Origin of the sequence: Nonomuraea sp. KM88 (genome assembly GCF_052245635.1) — a bacterium.
Classification (GTDB): Bacteria; Actinomycetota; Actinomycetes; order Streptosporangiales; family Streptosporangiaceae; genus Nonomuraea.
This window is the reverse complement of record NZ_JBQQCC010000003.1, coordinates 562,380-581,837: the sequence shown is the minus strand read 5'-3', so window position 1 is coordinate 581,837 and position 19,458 is coordinate 562,380. Positions and strand designations below refer to the sequence as shown.

Genomic DNA, 19,458 nt, shown 5'->3' with positions numbered 1-19,458 from the left:
GCTACGTGACGATCCGCGTAGCGACCTACAACCTGCACGGGTTGCGTGACGACGTTCCCGCGCTGACCAGGGTCATCACCGCCATGCGCGCCGACGTGCTGTGCGTGCAGGAGGCGCCCAGGTTCGTACGCTGGCGGGCCAGGCGCCGGGCCCTGGCCGTCGCGTCGGGGCTGCGGGCGGCCACCCCGGGCAGGCTCGGGGGCGTCGCCGTGTTCACCGGGCCCCGCGTCAGCGTGCTGCACGCCGAGAGCCACGCGCTGCGCGCCTTCTTCGGGCTGGAGCGGCGCGGGCTGGCGGTCGCCGTGGTGGAGGCGGAGGGGACCCGGCTGGCCGTCGGCTCGCTCCACCTCGACCTCAACGACCCGGCCAGGGTGCACCACGCGGCGGAGGCCGTGGCGCTGGTGGAACGCGCGGCCACCCGGCTGGACGCGACGGTGGTGCTCGGCGGCGACATCAACGAGCAGGACCGCCAGCCCGCCTGGCGTTATCTCGCCGGGCGGCTGGCCGACTGTTACGCGGTGGCGCCCAAGGGCGACGGCCTGACCTTCCCCGCGCGGCGGCCGTCCGCGCGCATCGACGGGGTGTTCGCCGCGCGCGCCGCGCGTGTCGTCTCCTGCGGGGGAGTGGACGCCCCGCCGGCCGATCTGGGCGCTGCCTCCGACCATCTGCCGGTCATCGCAGAGTTGCGAGTTGGGCTGTAACGGGCAAGAGGGGCTCGCGAGCCCGTAGCATTCAATCATGACCCGTCGCTCTCAGCGGCGTGCGCTCTCTTTGATCTTGGCGACGTCCGTGGCCTTGACACAGGCCTCGCCCGCCGCGCATGCCGATCCCCGTCCTGCCACGATCGAGGCGTGGCAGCACTCGACCAGCGTGCGCCTCCAGGCCGACGGCTCGCTCTCCGACGTGCTCGCGATCTCGGCCGACGACGTGTGGGCCGTGGGCCAGCAGGAGATCTGGGACGTCTGGAAGAACCGCGGGGCCATCCGCCACTGGAACGGCAAGAGCTGGGCGGAGGTGCCCGTGCGCGACGCCACGGCCGCGGGAAACCTGCGCGGCCTGGCCGCCGTGTCCGCGTCCGACGTGTGGACGGTCGGCGACGGCCACGACGGGCTGCCCTATCTGGCGCACGGCGACGCGACGGGGTTCGACCGGGTCAGGCCGCAGGGCCTGCGGGCGGGCGACTGGCTGGGCGGCATCGACGCCAGGTCGGGGCGGATCGTCGCGGTCGGCAGCCGCGAGAAGAACGGGCTCATCCTCACCGGCCACGGAGCTTCCTGGACCGTCCACGAGACCAAGGAGAAGGGCGCGCTCTACGCGGTGGCGGACGGGTTCGCCGTCGGCGACACCGGCACCGAGCCGCTGATCGTGCACCGGTCAGGCAACTCGTGGAAGTCCATGCCGGTGCCCTCGATCCGCGGCGGCTACCTGCGTGACGTGCACGTCGACAGCTCCAAGCGGGCGGTGGCCGTCGGCGGCGTCTACCACGGTCCCGGCGACATCAGCCCGCTCGTGCTGACCTGGAACGGCAAGCGCTGGCGCGAGCAGCGGCTGCCCCGCTCCGAGGCCCGTCTCTACGGCGTGACGGGCGACGGCAAGGGCCGCCACTGGATGGCCGGCTACGACCCGTCGCGGGCGGGGGAGCCGTTCATGATGCGCTGCGAGAAGGGCGACTGCGAGATCATCCGTGGCCGCGCCAAGCACGGCAGGAGCAGCGTGCGCCTGCAGGCGGTGGCCTATCTCGCGGGCAAGGGCGCGGTCTGGGCGGTCGGCCACGCGGTCGACACCGCCGACCGCTACACCGACGTGGTGGAGGCGTTCGCGCCGAAGACCACCACGTCGAAGTCGTAGGGCGGGGGCCTCACAACACGGCGCCGTCGTCCCAGCCCGAGTCGTTGGACGGCGGGCCGTCGCCCATGCGCACCACCAGCGCCACGAACCCGCCGATGAACGCCGCCACCGCCGTGAACAGCGCCCACCCCTCCATGTGCCAGTTGGCCATCGCGGCGACCAGGAGGTAGGCGGGGCCGCCGAACAGCGCCACCCACGCCAGCTTGGTCGGCAGGTCGAGTTTGGGCAGGGGAGGCGGCGGGGGCGGCACGAAGTGACCCTCGTCCTCCTCGTCGCCGTCGTCACGCGGTTCCGGGTCGCCTTCGGGCTCGTCCGGCCCGCCGGGCTCGGCCGGGGGCTCCTCGGGGGGGCTTGACCACCCGGCGGGTGGGTTCGGCGGGGACGTTCTCGCTGTCCGGCCATGGCTGGTCGGCCGAGTCGCGCTCGGCGGTGTCGTTGAAGGACGCGACGATCTGCCGCCAGACCTCGTCCTCGTCACTCTGGGGCGTCACCTAGATGGGCCTCTCCACAGCGATCGCGACTTCCCCCTGGGTGCGATCAGTCCCTCTGCAAGGGTACCGAGGCATGTGTCCGGATGAAGCCGAGGCTCCCGGCAAAGATCCTGTCGGCATCGTGGTCCAGCGTCGCAACATGGTAGCTATCGGTAAGCTCCTCGATCGTGGCCTGCGGCACCTTCTCACGGATGATCGCCACACTCGCCGGCTTCACCACGTGGTCATCGGCACTGCGGAAGACCAAAAGCGGTTGTGTCACCTTCGCCAGGTCGGCCTGCACCAGCGACCACAGTTCCGGCAGCGAGGCGGCCGCCTTCACCGGGGTGCGGGCGTAGGCCAGCTCGGTCACGCCGGGCTTCTTGACGTCGCCCGCGACGCCGGGCACCGACGGCACGAACCATTTCAGCAGCGGGGCCAGCCTCATCAGGGGCACGTCGTTCGCGATCGACGGGTTGACCACGATCACGCCCCTGATCGCCGGGCCGTGCACCTCGGCCAGCCGCAGCGCCAGGCAGCCCCCGAGCGACAGCCCTGCCACGAACACCTCCGTGCAGCGGCCCTGAAGGATCTCGAACGCCTTCTCCACCTCGGCGTACCAGTCCTCCCAGCGCGTACGGTTCATCTCCTGCCACCGGGTGCCGTGCCCGGGCTGGCGGGGCAGCGAGACGCTCACCCCGTGCCCGGCCAGGAACTCGCCCCACGGTCGCAACGACTGGGGCGTGCTGGTGAACCCATGGCACAGCAGCACCCCGACCTGTCCTGCTTCGTGGTGGTAGGGCTCCGCGCCTGGCATGAGCGGCATAACAGCTCCTCTGTGCTGTTTCATTCCAGCAATTTCATCCCGGAACGGCCCGATCGTCGCACGTTCTAGGGTGTTTGTGCGAGAGGTGGTGTAGGAGCATCCCCCGCGGGATGGGAAGATGACTCTGATCGCCGACAACGCGCTGAGGAAGAGGTGCCGGGGTGTTCTACTGGGTGGTCAAGGCCATCTTGGGGCCGATCCTCCACCTTGTCTTCAGGCCATGGACCGAGGGCGCGGACAACGTGCCCAGGCAGGGGCCGGCGATCCTGGCCGGCAACCACCTGTCGTTCGCCGACCACTTCTTCGGGCCGCTGCAGATCCGCCGCAAGGTCATCTCCCTGGGCAAGGCCGACTACTTCACCGGGCGTGGCGTGAAGGGCTTTTTCACCCGCCTGTTCTTCAGCGGCGTCGGCACCGTGCCGATCGACCGCTCCGGCGGCAAGGCCAGCGAGGCCGCGCTGCGCACCGGGCTGCGCATCCTGCGCGAAGGCCACATCCTGGGCATCTATCCCGAGGGCACCCGCTCGCCCGACGGCCGCCTCTACAAAGGCAAGACCGGCGTGGCCCGGCTCGCGCTGGAGTCCCGGGTGCCGGTCATCCCCTGGGCCATGATCAACACGTACGAGATGATGCCGCCCGGGCGGCCGCTGCCCAAGCTCGGCATCCGGCCGGGCGTCAGGTTCGGCAAGCCGCTCGACTTCTCCCGCTATTACGGGATGGAGGATGATCGGCTGGTGTTGCGCGCGGTGACCGACGAGATCATGTACGCGCTGATGGAGCTGTCGGAGCAGGAATACGTCGACAAGTACGCCGCCAGCGCCCGCGTCGAGATGGAGCGGGCCGCGCGCGCCGCCGCGGGGAAGAGCTAGGGCGGCAGAATGGTCGCTCGGCGTGATGGCGTGCTAGCTTAGAGTGACGTCGGATGGTGATGCTCACGCATGACCGTCCTCCGGTCATGGGCCTGCGCGTGCCTCCGGGCACGCCGAAGCCACGTCACCTCTCAGCGGGACGACCGTAAGGCCCGTTCCGTCTTCCGCATGGCGGTCGTCATCGTATGCAGCTCTTCACGGCTGAGCCGGTCGATCAGATAGGCGCGCACCACCTCCACGTGGCCGGGCGCCACCCGTTCCAGGCAGTGCATGCCCGCGTCGGTGAGCACCGCCAGCACCCCGCGCTCGTCCGAGGGGCAGTGCGCCCGCTCCACCAGGCCGGCCTTCTCCAGCTGGGTGATCTGATACGTCAGCGCGCTCTTCGACGCCACGACGTCTCTGGCCAGCTCCGTCATGCGCATCTGGCGGTCGGGGGCGGCGGAGAGGTGCACGAGGATCTCATACTGCGGGTGCGTCAGCCCCGCCGCGGCCTTGAGCTGCTCCTCGATGCGGCGCTCCAGCAGGTGAAAGGTGGACACGAAGGCATGCCACGCCGCCATCTCCGTCGCGTCCAGCCATCGGGGGTCCATCACCGCCTCAGTGTAGGCGCAGGCCGTGCCGCCCCTGCGAAGAGGTCCTTGACTCGGCGGCCTGACTTCTTGTTCGGCTTTGAACATCACGGTTAGAGTTGTCGTTCAAAACTGAACGACAATCAAGGAGGTCGCATGATCGAACAGGCGCGCCCCATCGTCCTGCTGCTCGCGAGGATCGCCGTCGGCGTGATCTTCATCGTCCACGGTTACCAGAAGTTCGCGACGATGGGCATCGCGGGCACCACCCAGTTCTTCGAGTCCGTCGGCATCCCGCTGGCCGGGGTGGCCGCCCCCGCGGTGGCCACGCTGGAGGTCGTGGGCGGGCTCGCGCTCGTCGCCGGCGCCGCGCTGCCGATCGTGGGCTCGCTGCTGGCGCTCACCATGGTGGGCGCGATCGTCTTCGTGCACGGCGCGAACGGCTTCGCCGCCGGCGAGGGCGGCTACGAGTTCGTGCTGGCCCTCGCGGCGGCCAGCCTGGCCATCGGCTTCAGCGGCGGCGGCGCGTTCGCGCTCGACCGCGTGCTGGGCCGCCGCGGGGGTGCGGCCACGGTCGCCGTCTAGCGCCACGGCGGGCGCTCAGGACAGGTGCGCGCGGATCTGCCGGACGTGCTCGGGAGTCGTCCGGCAGCAACCTCCGATCAGCGACGCACCCGCCCGCTGCCACTCCTTGGCGGCCTGGCCGTACTCGATCGGGTCGGCCAGGCCCACCCAGCGGCGACCGGCCGGGTCCCACGACTCGCCCGAGTTGGGATAGACCACCACGGGCAGCGCGCCCGACAGGCACGAGATCAGCCCGGGGATGTGGCGCGGCGCGGTGCAGTTGGCGCCGACGGCCACCACCTGCGAACGCCCGGCGAACAGCGCGGCGGCCTCCTTGATCGGTGTTCCGTCGTGGAGATGCTCGCTGTCGCTGCAGGAGAAGCTCACCCACGCCTTGACCTCCGGCGTGTGGCTCAGCAGCCGGGCCAGCGCCAGCGCCTCAGGACGGGACGGGATCGTCTCGCAGGCCAGCAGGTCGGCTCCCGCCCCGGCGAGGATCTCCCAGCGCGGCAGGTGCCAGGCGAACAGGCCGTCCTCGTCGAGGTCGTAATCGCCGGTGTATTCCGCCCCGTTGGCCAGGTAGGCGCCGTAGGGGCCGATCGACGCCGCCACCAGCCCGCCGCCGGCCTCGTCGCGGGCCTGTCCCGCCAGCTCGACCGACAGCCTGAGCAGCCGCTCGGCCTGCGCCACGTCGAGCCCGCGCCGGGCGAAGCCCGGGATCGTGGCCTGGTAGCTGGCGGTCGTGGCCACGTCGGCGCCCGCTGCGAAATAGCCGGCGTGCGCCTGCCGGATCAGCTCCGGCTCCTCCAGCAGCAGCCGCGCCGACCACAACGCGTCGCGCAGATCCGCGCCGAGCCGTTCGAGCTGGGTGGACAGGCCGCCGTCCAGGACAAGTGTCGTCACCTCTTCAGGGTATGAGCAGCCGGACGGCCTCCGGACGACGCGGACGCTCCGCCGGGACTCAGGACGCCGGGATCGGGACGGCGGCCAGGCGGGAGAGGGCCAGACGATCCAGCACGACCACCTCGCCGGCGGAGATCTCGACCCATCCCCGGCGCTCGAACCCGCGCAGCGCACGGTTGACGCTCACCCGGGTCGCGCCGATCTCGGCCCCCAAGCCCGCCTGGCCGCCGTGGAGCGGCACCCGGCCGTCGGCGCAGCGGCGTACCAGCCAGGCCGCCACGCGCGCCGGCACGTCGCGCACCGCCGCGTCGGTGAGCCGCTCGTCGAGATCGCGCACGGTCGCGGCCAGCGTGCGCAGCAGCCGCGCCGCGACCTCCGGTTCGCCGGCGACCAGCTCCAGCACGGCGGAGCGCGGGACGTACGCGACCTCCACCGCCGTCAGGGCCGTGCGCGTCGCCCGGTGCGGCCCGTCCACGAGCAGGGCCGTCTTGTCGAACGCGACCGGCGCCGCCTCCACGGCGAGAACCACCTCCCGGCCCTCCGCGCTCACCCGCCCGGCCTTGACCCGCCCGTCGAGCAGCACGATCAGATGGTCTGCGGGATCGCCCTCGGAGCACAGCACCTGCCCCGCCGGATAGCGCCTGCGCCGCGCCGCCAGACCGCGCAGCCGTTCCTCTCCCAGCCGGGCGAACATCGGCAGGTCGGCCAGCGTGTACGTCATGTATCCCGATATACACCATCGCCGTGCCCCACGATGCTGAGCCGAAGGACAGTGCGGGCCTAGCGTGCGGGGCATGGCGAGATACGTACTGAACCTGGCTTTCGACGGCGACCCGCGGCGGCTCGCCGCCCGGCCCGCGCACCGGGAGCACCTGCGCGGGCTCAAGGAGGAGGGCCGGCTGGTGACCGCCGGGCCGTGGGCGGACGACACCGGGGCGCTGCACGTCTACGAGGTGCCCGGGGAGGAGGACCTGCGGGAGATCCTCCTCCGGGACCCGTACACGGCGGCCGGCGGCTACGAGGTCGTCCTGCTGAAGGAGTGGACGCCGATCATGTGACCGCCCCGGTGATCCCGGAAACTAGGTGCGCTTCCAGAACGGGCCGCGACCCTCGCGAGGCTCACCCGTGGCCCCCGGCCCCGAGGAGTGGCCGACGAGCGCGGTGAGGACGGCGACGGCGCGGTCGTGCAGCGCCTGCGCGTCCGCGCCCGGCCGCTCGGCCGCCTCCAGCTCGCGGGCCAGCGCCGCCAGTTCCTCGTTTCCCCCGAGGTAGGCGGCGAGCGCGGCCAGCCGCGAGCCCAGGTCGGCCAGGTAGAGCAGGTCGGGGGCGGGAAGCGCCGTCAGCCTGCCGAGTTCGGCCACCAGCTGAGGCCGTACCGATGCCACCGGGTCCGCGTGCCGAGGGCCGGACCTCCGGGAGCGGGCAATGCCGCGAGGCGAGCCCGGCCGCGCGGGCGCTCCCGGCGCCGGAAGCGGGCCGGCGGCGCCGGCATCGCCAAGCAGCCCCTGCTCCGCTCCCGGGGCGAAGCCCAGAGGCTGCCGCATGTGTACGGCGGCTGCCGGCGCGGCGGCCATCATCGTGTGCCCGAAGGCGCCCATCGGCGCCGCGCTCCGCGGCATCTCCCATCCGCTGGGCGGCTCGACCGGCTGGATGACGCGGTGCTCGGGGCCGCCGTCGGCGACCTGCCTGGTGTCGATCGCCACGTACGCGGTGAAGCGGCAGAGCACACCGTTGTCGAGGGACGTGCGCACGATCCTGGACTCAAGGTCGTGCTCGCCCATGGCGTACCGGTCCTCCAGCTCCCGCAGGTGCGTGCGGGCCCAGACGGCGCGGATGGCCGGATGGTCCACCGTCACGCCCGGGACCTGCTGCTCCCACGGCCCGTCGGCCGCCATGCCGTGCACGGTCAGCGCGGAGCCCTCGCGATAACGCCCGAACACCCGCAGGGGCACGCCGGGGAAGATCGAGCCGAGATGGGTGACCGTGTCCGGCTCCAGGTCGAGGCCCTTGACCGACAGGTCGGTGACCAGGGGGGCGCCGATCCTGCGGTGGATCTGCTCCATGGCGGCGTCGAGCCGGTCCTCCGACTCGACCAGCTCGCACCTCCCCGCGCCCAGCCCGGCCAGCCGGCCGAGGAACCCGGCGTTCACGGCCCTGTCGATGCCGACGGTGTGCACGCGCATGGCCGACAGCGCCCCGCCGGCCCGCTCCAGAATCTGGTCCTCGTTGCCCACCTGGCCGTCGGTGACCAGCACGACGACGCGTTCGCGCCCGGACGTGGCGCCCAGGAGGGCGACGGCTCGGAGCAGCGGCTCCAGCAGCTCGGTGCCGCCTCGGGCGTCGACCCGCGCGAGATGCTCGACGGCGCGGTAACGGTTGCGGTCGGACGCCTCCACCAGACCCTCGAACGCCTGCTCAACCACGGAGTCGAAGGTCAGCACCGCGAACCTGTCCTGGGGCGTCAGCGTGTCCACGATGCGCGCGGCGGCCCGGCGGGCGCACACCATCTTCCAGCCGCCCATGCTGCCGGAGCGATCGAGCAGCAGCACCACGTCGCGGGGCGCGCGCGTGGCCTGCAGCGGCGGCGGCACGACAGTCAGCGCGAACGTGCCCTCGCCGTCGAGCTGCAACGACGTGGACGCGTCGAACGACATGCGCAGGACGAAGTCGCGGTCGAGCCGCTCTCCAGGGCGCAGGCGAACCGTGTGGCCCTCCTCCTCGACCACGTGCAGGCTGGAGGCCAGCTCGCGCAGCTCCAGGCCCGCGGCGTCCACGCGCGCGCTGAGCGAGAGCCGTACCGGGTCGGGGAAGCCGGGCAGCAGGACGGGAGGGCTGATCCTGGACGCGTCCGGGACGGCGTCGGTGTCGGGCGCGGCGCCGTCGCCGGCGGGCCGCCCGTCGATGGGCGTGCCCGGGATGTAGCGCGGCGCGACGACCAGCGGGAACCTGAACGTGGCCGCGCCGTCCTCGTACGGCAGGGGCTGGCTCATGGTCAGCCGGACCGAGACGCGCTCGCCGGGCAGGATGTTGCCCACCCTGATCGTGAAGACGTCCGGCCGGTCCTCTTCGGCGATCGCCGCCCGCCTGCCCTCGCGCAGCGCCTGGTCGTAGTCGGCCCTGGCCTGGCCGCGCTCCTTCAGCACGCCCTCGATGACCCGGTCGTCGGCCTCCATCCTGAACCCCGTCACGGCGGCCCGGTCGGGCAGCGGGAAGACGTACGTCGCCTCCAGGGTGACGTCGAACGGGTTCCTGAACCCCTGGGTGACCTCCACCCCGGCGATGAGCCCCGAGATGCCGGCGGCCACGTCCACGCTTTCGAGCGGCAGGTTGCCGCGTTCGGTCCGCAGGGCGCCGAACCCGGCGTCCGGCACCGGCAGGCACCGTGCGGGCTCCAGCGAAGTGATCCTCATATCAGTTGCCTCTCTTCGAGCACCGCGAGCAGCGGCCCGGCCGCCGCCAGCACCGCCTGAACGTCCTCATCGGACGGCGCCCGGCCGGCGTCCAGCACCAGCCGCACCCCGTCGCCCAGCACGACCCCTGCCACCAGGGCACCCGCTCGGCGCCCGGTCCTCCCCGCACGCGCCTCAGGACCGGGCCGGGGGCCGACCGCCGGCGGCCCCGTGTCCCGTGCGGCTCCCGTACCCGGGTGCTCGGCCCAGAACCGTCCGCGCGCCCGGTCGTCCGGCGCGTCTCCGGACCCGGCGGTGTCGCCGAGCCCGGGGGTGTCCCCGAGCGCGGCGGTGTCCCCGAGCGCGGTGCTGGTGTCGAGCGCGGCGGTCGTCTCCAGCATCCGGTCCGTCGCGCCCGCGAGGGCGGCCTGGATCTCGGCGATCGAGCGGCCCGCCGCCTGCAGCCGTTTGACGGCCACGATCTGGAGCAGGTGGCGCCGTCCGTACCGGGCGATCCTGCCGCGCCTGGTGAGGGGCGGGTCCACGAGGCCGATGGTCGTATACCACCTGATCAGCCGCTCGCCGGGCACGTCGCGGACCCGGCCGTTGACCCTGCCGTTCCCGGAAGGCGCCGCGCCGTCGCGCAGCGCTCGCGCCGCGCGGTCGGCCAGCTCGCCGATGGTCCAGGTGTCGCTCATACCTTCACAGTGACACTGTCACTATTACACTGTCAACCCATGGCGCACCGGAAGAACGCGGGCCTGAGAGTCGTTAATAAAAGGGACAGTCCGACCGAATAGGGAGGAATGACGACATGGCCACGATCACCGGTCCACTCTCGGGTGATGCCAGGAACACCGTCGCGGAAGCCCTGCAGGGCGCTCTGGTCGACCTGATCGACCTTTCGCTGGTCGCCAAACAGGCCCACTGGAACCTCGTCGGCGCACACTTCCGCCCGATCCACCGGCAGCTCGACAAGGTCACCGACCTGGCCAGGAAGCACATGGACCTCATCGCCGAGCGCAGCGTCGCCCTGGGGGTCAACCCGGACGGCCGTTCCGCCACGGTCGCCAGGAACACGAAGCTCCCTCAGCCGGATGGCGGCTGGCTGGAGGACGGCAAGGTCGTGGCGAGGATCACCGAGACGCTCGACGGCATCAGCAAGCGGATGTACGAGCGCATCCGGGTCACCGACGAGCCCGATCCCGTCACCCAGGACCTGCTCATCGCCGTGGCGCAGGACATCGACAAGCAACACTGGATGTTCCAGGCCCAGCGCTGACCGACCCCGAGGAGTCCGGGATCCGCAGGGCGGAGCACCCGGGCTCTTCGTCTGCCCTGAGCGGCGCACACGGCCCGCGAGACGGCCGCGAGACGGCCGCGAGACGGCCGCGAGACGGCCGCGAGACGGCCGCCGGGATGGGCCGCCGCGCGGAGGCCGGGTGCCGGCGCGCGTTTCGAGCCTGAAGGCGGCCGGGCATCGCGGGTTGCCGGCCGCTCAGGGTCTCCCGCATGATCAAGTTCTGGGGCCGTGAGGTTTGCGCAGAGTTTGGTCTGCCGAGTCTCTGCCATTCATGTCCGTGCGGTCGACTAGCGTGGCACCTAGAGGGAGGCCCCACGATGTCCCACAAGACTCTCCTCCGCACGGGCCCGCTCGTGCCGGGCGGCCCCAGCCCGTACGGCCCGCTCCGCCTGCCGGGCGAGCACGGCCTCGCCCTGCCCTCTGGGTTCCATGGCAGGGAGGTGGCCCGCTCCGGGCACAAGGTGGCCGGGCTGACCTGGCACGCGGCGCCCGACGGTGGCGCCTGCTTCCCTGACGGCGCGGGCTGGATCTACGTGTCCAACTCCGAGTTGCCGCTGCTCGGCGGCGCGTCGGCGCTGCGCTTCCGCGCCGACGGCAGCGTGGCCGACGCCTACCGCATCCTGTCGGGCACCGATCTCAACTGCGCGGGCGGTGCCACACCGTGGCACACCTGGTTGTCGTGCGAGCTCGGCCACCGCGGCCGCGTCTTCGAATGCGATCCGTACGGCTCGCGCGCCGCCCGTCCCCGCCTGGCCATGGGCCGGTTCAAGCATGAGGCCGCCGCCTGCGACCCGCAGCGGCGCGTGGTCTACATGACCGAGGACGAGCCGGACGGCTGCTTCTACCGGTTCATACCCGGCGACTGGGGTGACCTGACGGAGGGCGCGCTGGAGGTCCTCTGCGCCTCGGGCCGCTGGCAGGCGGTGCCCTCGCCGGCGGCGCTCTTCCAGGAGGCCCGCCACCAGGTGGAGGACGCCCGCCACTTCGACGGCGGTGACGGCTGCCACTACGCGGGCGGGGTGTGCTACTTCACCACCAAGGGCGACTCGGGCCTGTGGGCCTACGATGCGCAGACCTCGACGCTCGACCGGTTGTGCTCGGGCGTGCGCGCCATCACGGCGGCGCCCTCGGGCGACCTCTACGTGGCCAGGGAGACCACGCAGATCGACGTCATCGCCCCCGACCGGGCGGTCACGCCGTTCCTGCGGCTGGAGGGGCACGACGGCGCCGAGCTGACAGGGCTGGCGTTCTCCCCGGACGGCGAACGGCTCTACTTCTCGGCGCGGCGGGGCCGCGCCGAGGGGCACACGTTCGAGGTGACGGGCCGCTTCCGCGCCTGAGCTTCTCCGGCCTGAGCTTCGCGCTCCCCGATCTCCCTCGCCGATCGTCCCGGGCCCGATCATCCCGGGCCCGTGCTTCCCTGCGAGCCTGCCCGATGACCCTGCCGGTCAGCTCAGATAGCGCACGAGCGCGAACTTCAGCTCGTCCACCAGCTCGGCGCCGCGCTCGGGCGACGCCGAAGTGATCATCGGCATCACCGCCTTCACCATGGCCAGCGCCATGCTGCCCACGAGCAGGGAGCGTTCCTCAGAAAGCCCGGGTGAGCGGCGGCGGAGCATGGAGGCGATGTGCCGGGCGATGTCGTCGTGCAGCCGTCCGGCCGCCTCGGCCAGGCGATCGCCCGTCGCCGTCCCGTACAACAACGACCAGTACGCCGGCGAGCGGCTCTTGAACCGCACGCTCTCGTCCACCAACTGCCCGACCAGCACGTCCAGGGGAACGTCGGGCGTGACGGCGGCCAGCCGTCCGGCCCAGAACTCCTGCCGGTCGTCGGTGTAGCGGGTCACCAGCCCGTCCAGGATCTCCTCCTTGTTGCGGAAGAACTGGTACAGCGACCCGGGTGACATCCCCGCCCGCGCGGCGACCTGGTTCGTGGTCAGCTCGGGATAGCCCACCTCGGCGATGACCTGTTCGGCCGCGTCGAGGATCTCCGCCATGCGCTTCAGGCCGCGCGCCTGCCGGCGGACCGTGCGTTCAGCCATGCGTCTCCTCATTGACAAACACGAGCTTTTGCTTGTATTTCTGGTGCGAACCGTAAACACGAGTAGTTTACCGAGTTTTGAGGAGACGCCATGATTACCGTGCTCGTCATCGAGCCCGGCCCCCTGAGGACGCCCGCCGAGGTGCCGGCATGGCGGTGAACGCGCGGCCCCGGGCCGCCGGAGCGAGCGTCGCGGACCCGGCGCTGCGCAGGCTCGGGTTCCTCCTCGTCCGGCGCCGCCGGCTCGTGCTCGCGCTCGCCCTGGCCGTGTCCGTCGTCGCCGCGGTGCTCGCGGCGGGCACGGTGTCGCAGCTGTCCCTGTCCAGGTTCGAGGCGCCGGGATCGGAGTCCGACCGCGCCCAGAGCGAGCTGGTCGCGCGGTTCGGCACGGGCAGCCCGGACATGATCTTCCTGGTGACCGCCAGGAGCGGCACCGTGGACGATCCCGCCGTCGTCGCGGCGGGCAGGGAGCTGACCGCCCGGATCGGGCGCGAGGAGGGCGTCGCCGAGGCCGCCTCCTACTGGACCCGCGACCGGCCCGCCGCCCTGCGCAGCGGCGACGGCAGGCACGCGCTGATCCTGGTGCGCATCCCGGGTGACGCCGACCATGTGCGGGCCGGGGTCCTGCCCGGGCTCGTGCCCGAGATCACCGAGGGCAGCGGCCTGCTCCAGGTGCGGGCCGGGGGAGGGGAGGAGGTGTTCAGGGAGACGGTGCCCCTGGCCAGGCAGGACTTCGTCCGCGCCGAGCTGGTGATCTTCCCGCTGGCGTTCGTGCTGCTCTGGTTCCACCAGCGGCGCGTGGTGGCGGCCGTGGTGCCGATCCTGGCCGGGGTGTTCGCCATGGTGGTGGGGCTGGCGCTCCTCGGCGGCGCCCTGCTGTTCGCCGAGATCTCGACGTTCGCCCTGAACCTGACCCTGGCCATGGGGCTCGGCCTCGGCATCGACTACTGCCTGTTCGTGATGCAGCGGTTCCGCGAGGAGGCGCGGCGCGGCGCCGACCGGGCGAGCGCGGTCGCTGGCGCCGTGGAGCACGCCGGCAGGACGGTGCTGTTCAGCGGCCTCACCGTGGCCACGTCCCTGGCGGTGCTGCTCGCGCTGCCGTTCGACTTCCTGCGCTCCTTCGCGTACGCGGGCGTCGCCGTCGTGATCGGCGGCCTGGTCGCGGCGGTGCTGGTGCTGCCCGCCGTGCTCGCCACGGCCGGCGGCACGATGCTCCCCGAGCGGGAGGGGCCCGAGCGCGCGGCGGGGTTCTGGCACACGACGGCGCTGCGGGTGATGCGCCGGCCACTGCTGGCCGGCGGGCTGGCCATGGTGGTGCTGCTGGTGCTGGCCTCGCCGTTCCTCGGGCTGCGCTTCGGCGTGGCCGACGACCGCATCCTGCCGCCCGAGGCATCATCGCGGCAGACCCAGGACGTCATCCGCCGGTCCTTCCCGGCGGAGGAGACGGACGCCATCCAGGTCATCTCGAAAGGTACGGCGTCGGGCGACATTTCGGCGTATGCCGCGCGTTTGTCCCGGGTCCCCGGCGTCGCCCAGGTCGACTCGGCGGCGGGCTCCTACACCGCGGGCGGCCGGGTGGGCGACGGCGACCCCGCCAGGTTCGCGGGGCAGGGGACGTGGCTGTCCGTGGTCCCGTCGGCGGAGGCGCTGGCCGGCGACCCCGTCCGCGTCGTCGAGGCCGTACGTTCCGTCGAGCCGCCGTTCGAGGTGCTGCTCGGCGGCTATCCCGCCGAGCTGGCCGACTACCGGTCCTCCGTGGTGGACCGGCTGCCGCTCGTCCTCGCCCTCATGCTGGGCATGACCTTCGTCGTGTTGTTCCTCATGACCAGGAGTGTGATCATTCCCATCAAGGCGACCCTCATGAACGTGCTCAGCCTCGGCGTCATGTTCGGAGCCCTGGTCTGGATCTTCCAGGAGGGCAACCTGTCGAGCCTGCTCGGCTTCACCCCCACCGGCACGCTCGAGGTGAGCATCCCCATCCTCATGCTCTGCGTCGCCTACGGGCTGTCCATGGACTACGAGGTGTTCCTCTTGTCGCGTATCAAGGAGGAGTACGACAGGACGGGAGACACCGAGCACGCCGTGGCCGCGGGCCTGCAGCGGAGCGCCCCCTTGATCACGGCGGCCGGCGGGATCCTGGCGCTGACGTTCGCCGCCTACGCCACCGCTCAGGTGTCGTTCGTGCAGATGCTGGGCGTCGGCATGGCGGTGGCCGTGCTGGTGGACGCGACGGTGATCAGGGCGGTGCTGGTGCCGAGCCTGATGCGCCTGGCGGGGCCGCTCAACTGGTGGCCCGCAGGTCGCACGACCACATCTGGTCGGTGACCTCGACGCCGTTCTCCGTGCCCTTCTCCTCCGACTCCAGCTCGAACCCGGCCGCCCGGTAGATGTGCCGCGCGCTCACCAGGCAGTCGCGCGTCCACAGCGTGACGCGCCGGCAGCCCTCCGCCCGCGCGTGCCGCAGGCACTCCTCCACGAGCCGCCGCCCGATGCCCATGCCGCGGGCGGACGGCTCGACCAGCAACATCCGCAGCTTGGCCGTGGCAGCGTCCTGCCGGACGAAGAACACGCACCCGGCCCGCTCACCGCCCACCTCGGCGATCCACCCGGCGTCGCGGGAGAAGTCGAGCTCGCCGACGATCCTGGCGACCAGCTGCTCGAAGCCGGTGCCCCAGCCGTATTCGGCGCTGTAGAGGGCGCCGTGGCGGTGGACGACCCAGCCCAGGTCACCGGTGCGCGGGGGCCTGATCACGTACGGCTGCCGCTCCCCGGGCGGGCCCAGCAGCCTCCTGATCGTCGCCATGCCGGTGACCAGCCGCTCCTGGTCGGGCTCGGGCAGCGTGGACAGCAGGCGCTCGACCTCCTCGGCCGAGCGCCTGTCGAGCTTGGCGAAGACCTCCGAGCCCGCGGGCGTGAGGCGTACGAGCTGCTTGCGCGCGTCGGAGGCGGAGCGTTCGCGCGCGATCAGCCCGTCGCCCTCGAAGCGGGCCAGCATCCTGCTGAGGTAGCCCGCGTCCAGGTCGAGCAGCCCGCGCAGCTCGCCGGTCTCCATCCGTTCGGCGTGCGCCAGCTCGAACAGCACCCGCACCTCGGTCAGCGAGTACGGCGAGTCGAGCATCCCTGCCTGTAGCGCGCCGATCACCTTCGTATAGAACCTGTTGAAGGCTCTTACCTCAGAAACTCTTGCTTCTGGCAACGAACTCATTGCCATAGTCAATCACAGGAGGATACCCACCGTGAAGCACGTGTACATAGGCGGATACGGCCCGGGCATCGTGACGACCGGCGGCGACCTGACCAGGGTGGCGGCCCCGTCGTTCCTGGCCGCCCATCCCACCCTGCCGGTGCTGTACGCCGTGGGAGAGCTCGAACGCGGCTGGCTCACCGCGTACACCGTGGGGGAGGAGGGCCTCAGCCCGCTCGACGAGCGGCCGAGCGAGGGAGACAGTCCCTGCCACGTCGCCGTGGATCCCACGGGCAGGCTCCTGGCGGCGGCCAACTACGGCGACGGCACGGCCGTCGTCTACCACCTCGACTCCAGGGGCGCGTTCGAGGGCGAGCCGATCGTGCTGCGGCACGAGGGCTCGGGCCCCGACCCTGATCGCCAGGCGGGCCCGCACGCCCACGAGGCCGTCTTCCACGACGGCCTCCTGCACGTCTCCGACCTCGGCACCGACGAGATCCGCCGCTACCGCCCCGACGGAACGCCGCTGGAGCCGATCACGATGGGACCGGGCACCGGTCCGCGCCACTTCGCCTTCACGGGCTCACGCCTGTACGTCGCGGGCGAGCTCGGCGGCACCGTCACCCTCGTCGAGGGCGAGCGGCGCACCTCCGTGCCCGCCTCCGGGCAGGCGGGCGAGAACGCCCCCTCGCACCTGGAGCTCGCCGGCGGCCTGGTCTACGTCGCCAACCGCGGCCCCAACACGATCTCGGTGTTGCGGGACGACCTGTCGGTGGTGGCCGAGGTGCCGTCGGGCGGCGACTGGCCGCGGCACTTCGCCATCGACGGTGACCGCATGTACGTGGCCAACCAGCGCTCCGGCACCGTGAACGTCTTCGCGCTGAAGGACGGCGTCCCCGAGCCGACCGGGCAGGTGTACGACGTGGAGAGCCCGGCCTGCGTGCTGATCACGTGAGGGGCCGACCGGGTTGTGCCCTGCGGAGCAGGCGGGGATGGCTGCGAACGAAGGTCACGATGAAGAGGATCTGGATGCCGCCCTCGACGAGGAGCAGGAGCCCGGAGTCGAGCGCCGCGAGGGCGGACCCTCCGGTGAGGCCCTCCAGCGCTCGCAGCAGCGTGCCGATCACGATGGGTGCGGTGAACAACCCGAACGCGGTCAGCGCGACGGTCGCTCCGCCCACCAGGAAGAGGGAGTAGACGCGCGTGGCCCGGCGCGCGTGGGGAGCGAGACCGGCCGTCGGATCCGTGACGGAGGGCGGACGGCGCCGCAACGTGTCCAGGATGCGCGTTCTGAGGTATCTCGCCTAGGCGATCCCGTCGCCGAAGAGGTTCCGGGTCCGCAGCAGCTCACACAGCACGTAGCAGAGGTCGGTGCGCATGTAGACCTGCAGCTGGAAGGGGATCGCCATGAGGACGGTGAGGGCGAGCGCCTGAAGGACAGCCCGTACGACCTCGGGCAGCGGGGCATGGGCGGCCACCAGGATCACGGACGCGATCACGAAGACGTCCCACGCCAGCCCGGCCAGGTAGACGCGGTAGCGCGAGCGCCTGGGGAGCCCCCACACGCCGGTGACGTCCGTCTGCACGACGAGGTTGTGCAGACGGGTCCCGAAGCCGATGCGTCCCCGCGCCCCGAGGGAGCGCGCGGCGGCGAGGTGCATCAGCTCGTGCACCGAGATGGAGGCCGACATCATTACCGTGTTGACCAGAACCGTGAGGCCGACATAGTCGGACCAGAAGAAGTGGGCGTAGACCGGCACCAGCTCGTCGCGCGTGGCGAGGGTGAGCAGGGCCGCGGCCACGACGACGAGCCAGAGCGCCTTCACCGGCGGGCTGAAGAGCCAGGCGACATGCCGCGCGGTCAGCCGGTGGAAATGGCTCGGGGGCACGTCCGCGGCAGGGTCGGGCAGCGGATCCCCTTCGATGGAGGCGATGAACCCGAGCGCGCTGAGAGCCTCCACGAGTTCCGCGAGGTCGATCTCCACATGGTGGACTTCGGCCATCCGCCGCCGTACGGCTCCGACGGACAGGTCCGCGGCCATGAGGGTGATCGCCGCACCGTACACGGCGGGCAGCTCGACGAACTCCCCGATCTCGGGCCTGCCGACCACCGCGATCTCCGGATCGTCGTCGTGCGTGCGGACGATCAGCCGGTGAAAGGCGACCCTGCTCTCCGCGGTGACGGCGCTCACGAAGCCTGAACCCCGCAGGCCGGGCAGTCGTCGTAGCGCGGGACGTCCACGAAGTAGTAGTGGTCCCACATGGCGAAGTTCCAGTGGAAGATCCGCCCCCGTGCCTGGGTGGGGAGGCCGCCGAGACGGTAGACGGAGCCCTCGATCAGGGAGGCGATGTCGTCCGCGCCGTCCGCCTTGATCGTGTTGCCCGTCACCTCGACGAGGCTGTTCATCGAGCGCAGCCGGTGCACGGCGGCGTCGACCTTGGGGCGGCCGATGTCGGCCTCCGTGTAGAGAAGCTGCCGGGTGAGGTTCGGCTCCTCCACGACGTCGAAGTCGGCGACGTTCAGCGCCCCGATTCCGCTGGAGACGAGCCCGGCCGCCACGGCCGTGCCGGTCCCGCCGAGGCCGAGCAGGCTCACCCTGGCGTCTTTGATCCTCGACTGAACCTCGTACGGCGAGCTGCGCGGCGTGGGGTCGACCCACGTGAACAGGTTCTTCTGCGGCCCGTAACGCTCGGCCTCGCGCGCGGTCAGGTTGCCGGGGACCGGCGCGCCCGCGTCCTCGACGAAGCCGCCGGCGATCAGCTCGCCGATGACGCCACGGATGCTGTCCTCGTCCGCTTCGCCATGGGCGGCTGTGAAGGCGGCGCAGATCTCATCGACGGTCCGGGTCCCGTCCATCAAGGTGATCAGCAGGGCGATGGCGCCGTCCGCGTCATCCTGGATCTCGGCAGAGACGCCCTGTTGCATCAGGCCGATGACGATGCGGCCGCCGGGCATGGCCATGGGCCGGTGAACGCGCTTGATCTGCGGGAGTCGCATGCCTGCCTTCCAGGTCGTTGCACGGAGCGGCCGGCCAGGCGCGGCCAGGCGCGGCCAGGCCGGCCAGGACGTCACAGATCAGGCGTCCATGGATCGCTCGGTGGTGGTCTCGATCCTCTCCAGGCGCCGGATCGTGAGAGTGACCTTCTTCTTCTCCTCAACCGGGCTGTCGGTCTCGATCTGGGCGGTCTCGTCCATGACGGCTCCTTCCTCTGCCGTACGGTGCGCTGCGCCGGAGCGCTCACAGCCGCCCCGGCGCATCCGCACGTCACGCGAATCAGTGAGACGGTAGGGGCGTCCGTCCTCGCCTGGTCCTCGATCGCTCCTTCGCGAGGTGCGGGCGCCGTCGCGGCGGGACACGCGGACCGGTACGCCGCGCGCCGCGGGGTGCGCGCCGGCCACCGCGACTCCGGCAGAATGGCATCGTCGTCAGTTCGGGCCGGCGGACCTGGCGTTTGGTCTAGACCACTGCCCGCCCGACCGGCAGAATGCGG

The 19,458-nt window shown here is 71.7% G+C and carries 22 protein-coding genes; 9 read left to right on the top strand and 13 right to left on the bottom strand.

Annotated features, from left to right (window positions below):
- The first annotated feature begins 5 nt into the window (after positions 1 to 5).
- Positions 6 to 701, top strand: coding sequence for an endonuclease/exonuclease/phosphatase family protein (locus ACTWPV_RS12280; RefSeq protein ID WP_443151831.1), 696 nt, complete (start codon positions 6 to 8; stop codon positions 699 to 701).
- A gap of 88 nt (positions 702 to 789) precedes the next feature.
- Positions 790 to 1,848, top strand: a complete 1,059-nt coding sequence (locus ACTWPV_RS12275; protein ID WP_443151830.1) for a hypothetical protein — start codon at positions 790 to 792, stop codon at positions 1,846 to 1,848.
- Between the two features lie 10 nt (positions 1,849 to 1,858).
- Here the strand turns inward: ACTWPV_RS12275 and ACTWPV_RS12270 are convergent, their stop codons facing one another.
- Genes ACTWPV_RS12270 through ACTWPV_RS12260 form a run of 3 tightly spaced genes read right to left on the bottom strand, consistent with a single transcriptional unit; the run spans position 1,859 to position 3,144 of the window.
- On the bottom strand, positions 1,859 to 2,098 hold the full coding sequence (locus ACTWPV_RS12270; RefSeq protein ID WP_443151829.1) for a hypothetical protein: 240 nt from the start codon (positions 2,096 to 2,098) through the stop codon (positions 1,859 to 1,861).
- A gap of 31 nt (positions 2,099 to 2,129) precedes the next feature.
- Positions 2,130 to 2,339: a hypothetical protein gene (locus tag ACTWPV_RS12265; RefSeq protein WP_443151828.1), complete on the bottom strand. Its 210-nt coding sequence runs from the start codon at positions 2,337 to 2,339 to the stop codon at positions 2,130 to 2,132.
- Between the two features lie 46 nt (positions 2,340 to 2,385).
- Positions 2,386 to 3,144, bottom strand: a complete 759-nt coding sequence (locus ACTWPV_RS12260) for an alpha/beta hydrolase (protein ID WP_443151827.1) — start codon at positions 3,142 to 3,144, stop codon at positions 2,386 to 2,388.
- Positions 3,145 to 3,305: 161 nt separating this feature from the next.
- Between ACTWPV_RS12260 and ACTWPV_RS12255 the strand changes: the two genes are divergently transcribed.
- Positions 3,306 to 4,013 (top strand): lysophospholipid acyltransferase family protein, encoded by a 708-nt coding sequence (locus tag ACTWPV_RS12255; RefSeq protein ID WP_347620874.1) that lies wholly within the window; start codon positions 3,306 to 3,308, stop codon positions 4,011 to 4,013.
- Positions 4,014 to 4,144: 131 nt separating this feature from the next.
- Here ACTWPV_RS12255 and ACTWPV_RS12250 read toward each other — a convergent pair whose 3' ends face one another.
- Positions 4,145 to 4,603 (bottom strand): MarR family winged helix-turn-helix transcriptional regulator, encoded by a 459-nt coding sequence (locus ACTWPV_RS12250; RefSeq protein ID WP_347643132.1) that lies wholly within the window; start codon positions 4,601 to 4,603, stop codon positions 4,145 to 4,147.
- Positions 4,604 to 4,738: 135 nt separating this feature from the next.
- Here ACTWPV_RS12250 and ACTWPV_RS12245 point away from each other — a divergent pair, with 135 nt between their 5' ends.
- Positions 4,739 to 5,167, top strand: a complete 429-nt coding sequence (locus ACTWPV_RS12245; RefSeq protein WP_443151826.1) for a DoxX family protein — start codon at positions 4,739 to 4,741, stop codon at positions 5,165 to 5,167.
- 15 nt (positions 5,168 to 5,182) lie between these two features.
- On the opposite strand, the gene mmuM is transcribed toward ACTWPV_RS12245, so the two are convergent.
- Together mmuM and ACTWPV_RS12235 are read right to left on the bottom strand one after the other, a co-directional pair.
- Positions 5,183 to 6,049, bottom strand: a complete 867-nt coding sequence (mmuM, locus tag ACTWPV_RS12240) for a homocysteine S-methyltransferase (RefSeq protein ID WP_443151825.1) — start codon at positions 6,047 to 6,049, stop codon at positions 5,183 to 5,185.
- A gap of 58 nt (positions 6,050 to 6,107) precedes the next feature.
- Positions 6,108 to 6,770: a Crp/Fnr family transcriptional regulator gene (locus ACTWPV_RS12235; protein WP_443151824.1), complete on the bottom strand. Its 663-nt coding sequence runs from the start codon at positions 6,768 to 6,770 to the stop codon at positions 6,108 to 6,110.
- 73 nt (positions 6,771 to 6,843) lie between these two features.
- Between ACTWPV_RS12235 and ACTWPV_RS12230 the strand changes: the two genes are divergently transcribed.
- On the top strand, positions 6,844 to 7,107 hold the full coding sequence (locus ACTWPV_RS12230) for a YciI family protein (protein WP_347642647.1): 264 nt from the start codon (positions 6,844 to 6,846) through the stop codon (positions 7,105 to 7,107).
- A gap of 21 nt (positions 7,108 to 7,128) precedes the next feature.
- Here the strand turns inward: ACTWPV_RS12230 and ACTWPV_RS12225 are convergent, their stop codons facing one another.
- Both ACTWPV_RS12225 and ACTWPV_RS12220 read right to left on the bottom strand, forming a co-directional pair.
- On the bottom strand, positions 7,129 to 9,459 hold the full coding sequence (locus ACTWPV_RS12225) for a VIT domain-containing protein (RefSeq protein ID WP_443151823.1): 2,331 nt from the start codon (positions 9,457 to 9,459) through the stop codon (positions 7,129 to 7,131).
- Positions 9,456 to 10,136, bottom strand: a complete 681-nt coding sequence (locus ACTWPV_RS12220) for a helix-turn-helix domain-containing protein (protein WP_443151822.1) — start codon at positions 10,134 to 10,136, stop codon at positions 9,456 to 9,458. Before ACTWPV_RS12220 ends, ACTWPV_RS12225 begins: the two co-directional genes overlap by 4 nt.
- Before the next feature lie 116 nt (positions 10,137 to 10,252).
- Here ACTWPV_RS12220 and ACTWPV_RS12215 point away from each other — a divergent pair, with 116 nt between their 5' ends.
- Together ACTWPV_RS12215 and ACTWPV_RS12210 are read left to right on the top strand one after the other, a co-directional pair.
- Positions 10,253 to 10,720 (top strand): Dps family protein, encoded by a 468-nt coding sequence (locus ACTWPV_RS12215; RefSeq protein ID WP_347642650.1) that lies wholly within the window; start codon positions 10,253 to 10,255, stop codon positions 10,718 to 10,720.
- Between the two features lie 338 nt (positions 10,721 to 11,058).
- A complete protein-coding gene (locus ACTWPV_RS12210) occupies positions 11,059 to 12,081 on the top strand; it encodes an alkaline phosphatase PhoX (protein WP_347642651.1) in 1,023 nt (340 codons plus the stop codon).
- A 108-nt stretch (positions 12,082 to 12,189) separates the two neighbouring features.
- Here the strand turns inward: ACTWPV_RS12210 and ACTWPV_RS12205 are convergent, their stop codons facing one another.
- Positions 12,190 to 12,783: a TetR/AcrR family transcriptional regulator gene (locus tag ACTWPV_RS12205; RefSeq protein WP_443151821.1), complete on the bottom strand. Its 594-nt coding sequence runs from the start codon at positions 12,781 to 12,783 to the stop codon at positions 12,190 to 12,192.
- Between the two features lie 149 nt (positions 12,784 to 12,932).
- On the opposite strand from ACTWPV_RS12205, the gene ACTWPV_RS12200 reads away from it, so the two are divergent.
- Complete coding sequence (locus ACTWPV_RS12200) at positions 12,933 to 15,107, top strand: MMPL family transporter (RefSeq protein ID WP_443151820.1); 2,175 nt, start codon at positions 12,933 to 12,935, stop codon at positions 15,105 to 15,107.
- On the opposite strand, the gene ACTWPV_RS12195 is transcribed toward ACTWPV_RS12200, so the two are convergent.
- A complete protein-coding gene (locus tag ACTWPV_RS12195) occupies positions 15,064 to 15,924 on the bottom strand; it encodes a bifunctional helix-turn-helix transcriptional regulator/GNAT family N-acetyltransferase (RefSeq protein WP_443151819.1) in 861 nt (286 codons plus the stop codon). The two genes, ACTWPV_RS12200 and ACTWPV_RS12195, sit on opposite strands and share 44 nt — an antisense overlap.
- 94 nt (positions 15,925 to 16,018) lie before the next feature.
- On the opposite strand from ACTWPV_RS12195, the gene ACTWPV_RS12190 reads away from it, so the two are divergent.
- Positions 16,019 to 16,921, top strand: a complete 903-nt coding sequence (locus ACTWPV_RS12190) for a lactonase family protein (RefSeq protein WP_443151818.1) — start codon at positions 16,019 to 16,021, stop codon at positions 16,919 to 16,921.
- Here the strand turns inward: ACTWPV_RS12190 and ACTWPV_RS12185 are convergent.
- From ACTWPV_RS12185 to ACTWPV_RS12175, 3 genes are read right to left on the bottom strand one after another with little or no spacing between them, the layout of a single operon-like run.
- A complete protein-coding gene (locus ACTWPV_RS12185) occupies positions 16,914 to 17,237 on the bottom strand; it encodes a hypothetical protein (RefSeq protein ID WP_443151817.1) in 324 nt (107 codons plus the stop codon). The two genes, ACTWPV_RS12190 and ACTWPV_RS12185, sit on opposite strands and share 8 nt — an antisense overlap.
- Positions 17,238 to 17,270: 33 nt before the next feature.
- Positions 17,271 to 18,158, bottom strand: a complete 888-nt coding sequence (locus ACTWPV_RS12180) for a hypothetical protein (RefSeq protein ID WP_443151816.1) — start codon at positions 18,156 to 18,158, stop codon at positions 17,271 to 17,273.
- Positions 18,155 to 18,964, bottom strand: a complete 810-nt coding sequence (locus ACTWPV_RS12175) for a HesA/MoeB/ThiF family protein (RefSeq protein WP_443151815.1) — start codon at positions 18,962 to 18,964, stop codon at positions 18,155 to 18,157. Before ACTWPV_RS12175 ends, ACTWPV_RS12180 begins: the two co-directional genes overlap by 4 nt.
- Positions 18,965 to 19,458 lie beyond the last annotated feature (494 nt).

What these genes read in the sequence shown, in the direction of transcription:
- ACTWPV_RS12225 (WP_443151823.1), bottom strand. Translation starts at nt 9,459, where the DNA reads ATGAGGATCACTTCGCTGGAGCCCGCACGGTGCCTGCCGGTGCCGGAC.
- ACTWPV_RS12200 (WP_443151820.1), top strand. Translation starts at nt 12,933, where the DNA reads ATGGCGGTGAACGCGCGGCCCCGGGCCGCCGGAGCGAGCGTCGCGGAC.
- ACTWPV_RS12175 (WP_443151815.1), bottom strand. Translation starts at nt 18,964, where the DNA reads ATGCGACTCCCGCAGATCAAGCGCGTTCACCGGCCCATGGCCATGCCC.
- ACTWPV_RS12235 (WP_443151824.1), bottom strand. Translation starts at nt 6,770, where the DNA reads ATGACGTACACGCTGGCCGACCTGCCGATGTTCGCCCGGCTGGGAGAG.
- ACTWPV_RS12205 (WP_443151821.1), bottom strand. Translation starts at nt 12,783, where the DNA reads ATGGCTGAACGCACGGTCCGCCGGCAGGCGCGCGGCCTGAAGCGCATG.
- ACTWPV_RS12215 (WP_347642650.1), top strand. Translation starts at nt 10,253, where the DNA reads ATGGCCACGATCACCGGTCCACTCTCGGGTGATGCCAGGAACACCGTC.
- ACTWPV_RS12250 (WP_347643132.1), bottom strand. Translation starts at nt 4,603, where the DNA reads ATGGACCCCCGATGGCTGGACGCGACGGAGATGGCGGCGTGGCATGCC.
- ACTWPV_RS12210 (WP_347642651.1), top strand. Translation starts at nt 11,059, where the DNA reads ATGTCCCACAAGACTCTCCTCCGCACGGGCCCGCTCGTGCCGGGCGGC.
- ACTWPV_RS12245 (WP_443151826.1), top strand. Translation starts at nt 4,739, where the DNA reads ATGATCGAACAGGCGCGCCCCATCGTCCTGCTGCTCGCGAGGATCGCC.
- ACTWPV_RS12260 (WP_443151827.1), bottom strand. Translation starts at nt 3,144, where the DNA reads ATGCCGCTCATGCCAGGCGCGGAGCCCTACCACCACGAAGCAGGACAG.
- ACTWPV_RS12220 (WP_443151822.1), bottom strand. Translation starts at nt 10,136, where the DNA reads ATGAGCGACACCTGGACCATCGGCGAGCTGGCCGACCGCGCGGCGCGA.
- ACTWPV_RS12230 (WP_347642647.1), top strand. Translation starts at nt 6,844, where the DNA reads ATGGCGAGATACGTACTGAACCTGGCTTTCGACGGCGACCCGCGGCGG.